Here is a 6,981-nt window from a genome sequence, read left to right as displayed (position 1 = left end):
GGCTCATCGGCGCCGAGCTCTACACCCGGCACGCTGCCGACAGCAAGGTGACCAACGCGGTGCAGTGCGAGGTGCAGGACTCCGCGAGCGTGTCCTTCGCCGTGGCACCGCCGGTGCTGTGGCAGTACATCACCAAGCACTACACCCACATCTCTGTGCAGACCGCCGGCAATCAGGTGCGCAGCGCCAAGGGCATGAAGATCAGCCTCGACATCCGCGATGTGCGGCTGGCCAACTCGAACAACTCCAAGGGCACGATCGGGTCGATCAATGGCACCATCACCTGGTCGTCGGACGGCATCAAGGACTCCATTCAGGACGCCATCCCGGTAATAGGCAGTCTGGTGACCAGCAAAGTCACCACCAACCCCAGCGATGGCACCGTCCAATTGAAGGGCCTGCTGGACAGCGCCACCGTCAAGCCGCAGATCGCCAACAACGGGCTGTCGCTGCAGGTGGTCGACTTGCGGGCACTGGGTTCGAAGATGTCGACGAATACCGTGCAGAGGAATCTCGACGACCTCACGTCGAAAGCGACCCAGAACTATCCGTTAGGCATCCACGCCGACAGCGTGAAGGTCACCAATGACGGTGTGCAGGCGACGTTTTCGGCCCAAAACGCCAACATCCCGGCGTCGTCGTCGCAGCCGCAGACCGGTCAAGACTGCTTCGGCAACCTCTGACGTCTTCAGCTGAGTCCGTCGAGCACCGCTCGGGTCCCCGACAACCCGAGCCGGGTGGCACCCGCCTCCAGCATGGCCAGCGCGTCAGCGGCGGTGCGGATGCCGCCGCTGGCCTTGACCCCGATCCGACCACCGACGGCGTCGGCCATCAGCGCGACTGCGTGGACCGACGCGCCGCCCGCGGGATGAAAGCCGGTGGAGGTCTTGACGAAATCGGCGCCAGCATCTTCGGCTGCGCGGCACACCTGCACCAGGAGGTCGGCGTCGCGCAGCCTCAGTAGCGCTGCGGACTCCACGATCACCTTGAGCACCGCCGCGGACAGGGCAGCGCGCACAGCAGCGACGTCGGAACGCACCGCGGCAAGGTCACCGGCCAGCGCGGCGCCGATGTCGATGACCATGTCGATTTCGCTCGCCCCGGCATCCACCGCCAAGGCCGCTTCCTGCGCCTTGACCGCGGACAGGTGCTTGCCCGACGGGAAACCGGCGACCGCGGCGACCCGCACACCGGTGCCCACTGCGACAGGCACCATCGACGGCGAGACGCACACCGCGTACGCGCCGAGCTCGGCGGCTTCGGCGGCAACGGCGGCGACGTCGGCGGCAGTCGCCTCGGGTTTGAGCAGGGTGTGGTCGACGAGGCCGGCCACTTGGGCGCGGGCGAGCGGGGCCGGCACTACAGCGGTTCTTCGGGTCCGCCGGGATTGCAGCCGGACGCGGCCATCGTGGCGTCGTCGACGACCGGTCGCCACGGCTCGAGGTTCCAGCTGACCTTGCCGGGCTGCGCCAGCTCCGCCAACTGCCAGTGGCAGACGAATTGGGCGCGCATGCCGGGGCTGTCGGCGCCGGGAGCCAGCGCGAGCACTTCGGTCCAGGCCTCATCAGGGTCGGCCTGCCGGCTGGCCGCTGCGCGGCCCGACGGCGTCGGGTAGACCCGCAGGCTGGACAGGTTGCCCCAGTGCACCCATTCGGTGTGGTCCACGAACGGCGGCGCGGGCCCTGCGCCCGCATCAGCCCATGCCGGAGCAGTGCCCAGCAGCGCCACGCCTACCGCGGAGGCGGCGATCAGGGCTCGCATCCTGCTAGTGCGATTTACCTTGGATTTCCAGCAGTTTCGGCCGTACATCGACCAGGTAGACCCCTGACGCGCAGGCAGCGATCGCCATCCCCAGGACGCCGAGCAACCACGCCAGCGGCATGGCAGCCCCCAGGATCAGCAACCACACCGGCTTGGTCAGCTTCTCCGCAGCGGTGTAGGCGTCGGGACGCTGCATTGCCGCATGCACGAACGCGTACAGCGTCGTCATCAGCACGCCGATCAGCAGGATGACCAGGACGGTATGCACAAGGCTCACGCCGTAAGCCTATGCGGGTTGTGTCCCAGACGTCGACTCCGAGCCGCCTCGGCGAGGCGACTCGGAGTCGAGTGTGTTGGTGACCTGCCGCTGCCATAGCGGGCGCGGCCGCTGCGAATTACTTCTGGGTGACCTTCTTGGCCGGCGCCTTCTTCGCAGGCGCCTTCTTGGCCGCGGTCTTCTTGGCGGGGGTCTTCTTTGCCGGCGTGCTCTTGGCGGGCGTCTTCTTGGCCGCCTGCTGCTTCTTGGGCAGCTCGATACCGACCAGCTTGGCGGCGCGCTCACCGACCGCGCGGGTCTGCGACGCGACCGTGCCCAATGCCTCCTGGGTCAACTCGACTGCCTGGTCGACATAGCCCTCGGCGCGCGCCGACGCCTCCTCGAAGCGGCCTTGGCTGCGCAGCCGCTCCAGAGCCAGCTCACCGCGCTCGACCAGCTCGTTGTACCGGCTGGTCGCGGCCTCCAGGTAGCCTTCGGCGGCCGAGCGCAGCTCCTCGGCGGTGAACCGCCCGCGCAGCTCGCGCAGCTGGTCGCGCAGTTGCTCGGGCAGCTCCTCGCGCCGCTTGGCCAGGCGAGCCCGGCGTTCCTCAACCCGGCTGCGGGTGTCGGTGCGGGTCTCTTCGGCGCGGTCGCGCAACTCAGCGAGCAAGTCGTTGACCGTGGCCAAAGCCAGGTCGGCAGCGCCCAGCGCGGCGAGCAACGGTGCCCTCAGATCGTCAACGGTCGGGTTCTCGGCCATGTTGTTTCCTTTCATGGGTCGTTTGGAGGATCGTTTCACGGAACGGTTTTCCTAGATGCGGTAATTACCGCCTGATCGGGAGTTAGGCAGGCGTCGACTCCTCCCGTGCAGCTTCGGTTTGCTGGGCTTCGTTTTGCTGGACGAACGACGTGTAGATGTCGAGCAGAACCTGCTTTTGCCGCTCGGTGATCGCCGTGTCGGTGATGATGGCGTCTCGCACTTCACTGGTCTCACTGGGTTCGAGAATCCCGGCCCGTACGTAGAGCACCTCGGCGGAGACGCGCAGCGCCTTGGCGATCTGGTTCAGCACATCCGCGGACGGTTTACGCAACCCGCGCTCGATCTGGGATAGATACGGATTGCTTACTCCGGCCTTTTCAGCCAGTTGCCGCACCGATACTTGCGCCGCCTCGCGCTGCGCCCTGATGAAACTGCCGATGTCGGCCGCTGCGGTGGACACCACTGCGGCAAGCTTCTCCTCCTGCGGCATTGGTGAACTCCCTTAGTCGGTCGGTGCGACGAACACCACCGTACGGCCTAGTGCTAACTATTGCAAGCACTGTTAGCACTGCTCAGAAAAGGAGTTGCGCGACGGTGTAGATCAGCAGCCCGGCCAGCGCACCTACCACCGTGCCGTTGATCCGGATGAACTGCAAGTCGCGCCCCACGTGCAGCTCGATGCGCCGGCTGGCTTCTTCGGCGTCCCAGCGTTCGATGGTGTCGGTGATGATCGCGGTGATCTCCACCCCGTACTGCGAGACCAGGTGTTGCGCAGCCCGCACGAGCCAGTCGTCGACCTTGTCGCGCAGCTCGGCGTCGTCCCGCAGCGATTCGCCGATCCGGACGACGGTGTCGGTAATCCGGCTGCGCAGCGCACTGGACGGGTCGTTGACCCCCTCGAGCACCAGCCTTTTCAGCGTCTTCCACGCGGTCGCCGCGGCATTGGTGATCTCGTCACGGGCCATCAGCTGTTCCTTGACGGCCTCAGCGCGGGCAATGGTTGCCGGATCGTGCTGCAGGTCCTCGGCGAAGTCGAACAGAAACCGGGTCGCCGAGCGGCGCAGTTCATGGTTCGGGTTGCGGCGCACCTTGTCGGTGAAGTCCATCAGCTCGCGGTGGATCCGGTCGCCGACCAGATGGTCGATGAACCGGGGCGACCAGCTCGGGGAATCGCGCTCGACCACCCGCTGGATGATTTCACCGGCGTTCAGCGACCAATGGAAAGCCCGATCGGCCAGCAGCTGGATCAGGGCTTCCTGCCGGTTTTCGGCCAACAAGGTGGCCAGCACCCGTCCCGCCGGCGGACCCCACTGGGGTTCGGCGATGCGCGTGATGATCATGCGGTCGATGACGTGTTGAACGTCGTCGTCGCGCAGCAGCTCCACCAGCACCCGCAGCACCGTCGCCGTCTCGGCGGCCACCCGCTGCGCATGGTCGGCTTGGGAGAGCCACTTGCCGAGCCGGCTGGGAATTTGAGCGTCCCGCAACTTCGATTCGACGACCGGTGGAGACAGGAAATTCTCCCGCACGAAGGTTCCCAGGCCCTCGCCGAGCTGGTCTTTTTTGCGTTTAATGATCGCGGTGTGCGGGATCGGTATACCGAGCGGATGCTTGAACAGCGCGGTGACGGCGAACCAGTCGGCCAGCGCGCCGACCATGCCGGCCTCGGCGGCGGCGCGGACGTAGCCGACCCAGGCGGCGGCCGAACCGCCGGCTTGCGCCCACCGGCAGCCCAGAAACACCACGCTGGCGCCGACGAGGAAACTCAGCGCCACTACCTTCATCCGGCGTAGCGCCCGGCGCCGCTGGGCGTCCGCCTCGGCATCGGCTCCGGCGAACGATTCCGCGAACGACACAGCGGCCTGGCGTGCTGGGCCGGTCATCGGCTGTGCGCGGGCCGCCGGTAGCTCGGGCCGATATCGTTCTGGGGCCACTAGACCATCATCCGCTATCGACCGGGGTGAGTCCTGCTCATGTGATTGCCGAGACGTCCAGTAACTGTTACCGCGCCTTGGCCACATGCCGGAAACGCGTCGTAGAAACCCGTATTATCGAGGCGTCTAGTGAATGGGAATCGGCGATAGTGGCAGAGCGCGCTCCGGTGGGGACCGTCAAGACTGATGGTCGAAAACGACGCTGGCACCGGCACAAGGTGGAGCGCCGCAACGAACTGATCGACGGCACCATCACCGCGATTCGCCGGCACGGCCGGTTCCTGAGCATGGACGAGATCGCCGCCGAGATCGGGGTCTCCAAGACAGTGCTGTACCGCTACTTCGTCGACAAGAACGATCTGACGAGCGCGGTGCTGATGCGCTTCGCGCAGACAACGCTGATCCCCAACATGGCGGCAGCGTTGAGCGCCAACATGGATGGCTTCGACTTGACCCGCGAGATCATCCGGGTCTACGTCGACACGGTCGCCGCCGAGCCCGAACCCTATCGGTTCGTGATGGCGAACAGTTCGCCTAGCAAGAACAAGGTGATCGCCGACTCCGAGCGAATCATCGCCCGCATGCTTTCGGTGATGCTGCGCCGCCGTATGCAAGAGGTCGGGATGGACACCGGTGGGGTCGAGCCGTGGGCCTACATGATCGTCGGCGGCGTGCAGCTGGCCACCCACTCGTGGATCTCGGATCCGCGGATGAGCAAGGAGGACTTGATCGACTACCTCACCATGCTCAGTTGGAGCGCGCTCTGCGGGATCGTGGAAGCCGGCGGGTCGCTGGAGAAGTTCAACGCCCAGCCGCACCCGGCACCGATCGTGCCACCGCGACGCGAGAACGTCGATGCCTGAGCTGACCGCCGGTTCGCGGCTGAAGTCGTGGGCCCGGTCATGGGGGTATGCCCTGCGCACCACCAACCCGCCCCCTGACGGACCCGTCGACGCCATCACCCGCTGGATCGTCGTCACCCGGGCCGCGGTGCTACCGATGACCGTGGTCGCCGGTCTGGTCGCCGCGTTGCTGGCCGTCGGCAAGCGAGGGCTGGATTGGCGCTGGCTGGTGTTGGCGATCGTGGGAATCACGTTGGCGCACATAGCCAACAACCTGATGAACGACCTTTACGACGCCCAGGTGGGCACCGATAGCGTGAGCTACCCGCGGGCCCTCTACGCGCCGCACCCGGTGCTCTCGGGTCTGGTCAGCCGCCGGACGCTGCTGCTGGCGATCGCCGCCGTCAACCTGGCGGACCTGGCGATCCTGGTGGTGCTGAGCTTGGCCCGCGGCTGGCCGGTGCTTGTCTTCGCGCTCAGCGGGTTTGTGCTGAGCGTCGCTTACACCGCGCCACCGCTGCGGCTCAAGAAGCGGGGGCTGGGCGAGCCGGACGTCTTCGTCGTCTGGGGGCCGTTGATGGTGTGCGGCACCTATTACTCGGCGGTGGGCACCGTCGGCTGGAATGTGCTGCTGGCTTCGCTGCCCTACGGGCTGCTGTGCACGACAGTGTTGATGGGCAAGCACATCGACAAAATTCCCTACGACCAACCGCTTGGCATCCATACGCTGCCGGTCATGCTCGGCGCAGCCCGCGCCCGCATTGTGACTCTGGGCATGATGGTCGGTTTCTATGTGCTGGTCGCGGTTACGGTAGTGGTCGGCGCCATGCCCTGGCCGGCGTTGCTCGTGGTGCTGGCGCTGCCGCGAATGGTGAAGGTCTGGCCGCATTTTCGACGCCCGCCACCTGACGAGCCGCCCGCGAACTATCCGGTCTGGCCGCTGTGGTACGCCGCGTTGGCCTGGGTGCACGTCCGCCTGGCGGGCGGCTTGCTGGTGCTGGGCCTGGCCGCGGGGGCTATGCTGAGCGCGGTCTAAAGGCCCTTTCGGGAGGGATCGTCGCCTTACGCATCCGAGCCGTGTCGGCGACTAGACGCTAACCCGGGATTACTAACATGCATGGGAGGCATCCCAGGACATCATGGTGAGTTCCTTGACGCGCCGTGAGTCCTGTGCACTTTCAGAAAGGCTCACACCACTTATGTCCGTGCCGCTGACGCCGTTTTTCGAGGACGTGCAGGCTCACTACGACCTGTCCGACGATTTCTTTCGTCTGTTCCTCGATCGCACCCAGACGTACAGTTGTGCATACTTCGGGCGTGACGACATGACGCTGGAGGAGGCGCAGCTCGCCAAGATTGACCTGGCGCTGGGCAAGTTGCGGTTAGAACCCGGGATGACGCTGCTCGACATCGGCTGCGGCTGGGGCG

The 6,981-nt window shown here is 66.0% G+C and carries 9 protein-coding genes and 1 pseudogene; 4 read left to right on the top strand and 6 right to left on the bottom strand.

What is annotated here, in order from left to right:
* The coding region (locus tag VFA16_RS05930) for a DUF2993 domain-containing protein (RefSeq protein ID WP_324966925.1) at positions 1-683 on the top strand (683 nt) is incomplete at its 5' end.
* A gap of 5 nt (positions 684-688) precedes the next feature.
* Here VFA16_RS05930 and deoC read toward each other — a convergent pair.
* From deoC to VFA16_RS05900, 6 genes are all read right to left on the bottom strand, one after another.
* Positions 689-1,360, bottom strand: a complete 672-nt coding sequence (gene deoC / locus VFA16_RS05925) for a deoxyribose-phosphate aldolase (protein WP_324966924.1) — start codon at positions 1,358-1,360, stop codon at positions 689-691.
* Entirely contained in the window at positions 1,360-1,761 is a 402-nt protein-coding gene (locus VFA16_RS05920; RefSeq protein ID WP_324966923.1) for a DUF2599 domain-containing protein, read from the bottom strand. The genes deoC and VFA16_RS05920 overlap by 1 nt, the downstream gene beginning before the upstream one ends.
* 4 nt (positions 1,762-1,765) lie before the next feature.
* Positions 1,766-1,990, bottom strand: coding sequence for a DUF2516 family protein (locus tag VFA16_RS05915; protein ID WP_232070452.1), 225 nt, complete (start codon positions 1,988-1,990; stop codon positions 1,766-1,768).
* 166 nt (positions 1,991-2,156) lie between these two features.
* Positions 2,157-2,777 (bottom strand): heparin-binding hemagglutinin, encoded by a 621-nt coding sequence (locus VFA16_RS05910; RefSeq protein ID WP_324966922.1) that lies wholly within the window; start codon positions 2,775-2,777, stop codon positions 2,157-2,159.
* Between the two features lie 82 nt (positions 2,778-2,859).
* On the bottom strand, positions 2,860-3,267 hold the full coding sequence (locus VFA16_RS05905; protein ID WP_324966921.1) for a helix-turn-helix transcriptional regulator: 408 nt from the start codon (positions 3,265-3,267) through the stop codon (positions 2,860-2,862).
* A gap of 82 nt (positions 3,268-3,349) precedes the next feature.
* Entirely contained in the window at positions 3,350-4,660 is a 1,311-nt protein-coding gene (locus VFA16_RS05900) for a DUF445 domain-containing protein (RefSeq protein ID WP_324966926.1), read from the bottom strand.
* Positions 4,661-4,860: 200 nt separating this feature from the next.
* Here VFA16_RS05900 and VFA16_RS05895 point away from each other — a divergent pair, with 200 nt between their 5' ends.
* The 3 genes and pseudogenes from VFA16_RS05895 to pcaA all read left to right on the top strand — a co-directional run.
* A complete protein-coding gene (locus VFA16_RS05895; RefSeq protein ID WP_324966920.1) occupies positions 4,861-5,574 on the top strand; it encodes a TetR/AcrR family transcriptional regulator in 714 nt (237 codons plus the stop codon).
* On the top strand, positions 5,567-6,589 hold the full coding sequence (locus VFA16_RS05890; RefSeq protein ID WP_324966919.1) for a prenyltransferase: 1,023 nt from the start codon (positions 5,567-5,569) through the stop codon (positions 6,587-6,589). The genes VFA16_RS05895 and VFA16_RS05890 overlap by 8 nt, the downstream gene beginning before the upstream one ends.
* A gap of 163 nt (positions 6,590-6,752) precedes the next feature.
* A pseudogene (pcaA, locus tag VFA16_RS05885) lies at positions 6,753-6,981 on the top strand (cyclopropane mycolic acid synthase PcaA); the annotation flags it as partial.

Source organism: Mycobacterium sp. (assembly GCF_035653355.1).
Lineage (GTDB): Bacteria > Actinomycetota > Actinomycetes > Mycobacteriales > Mycobacteriaceae > Mycobacterium.
This window is presented reverse-complemented; position numbering and strand designations above follow the sequence as displayed.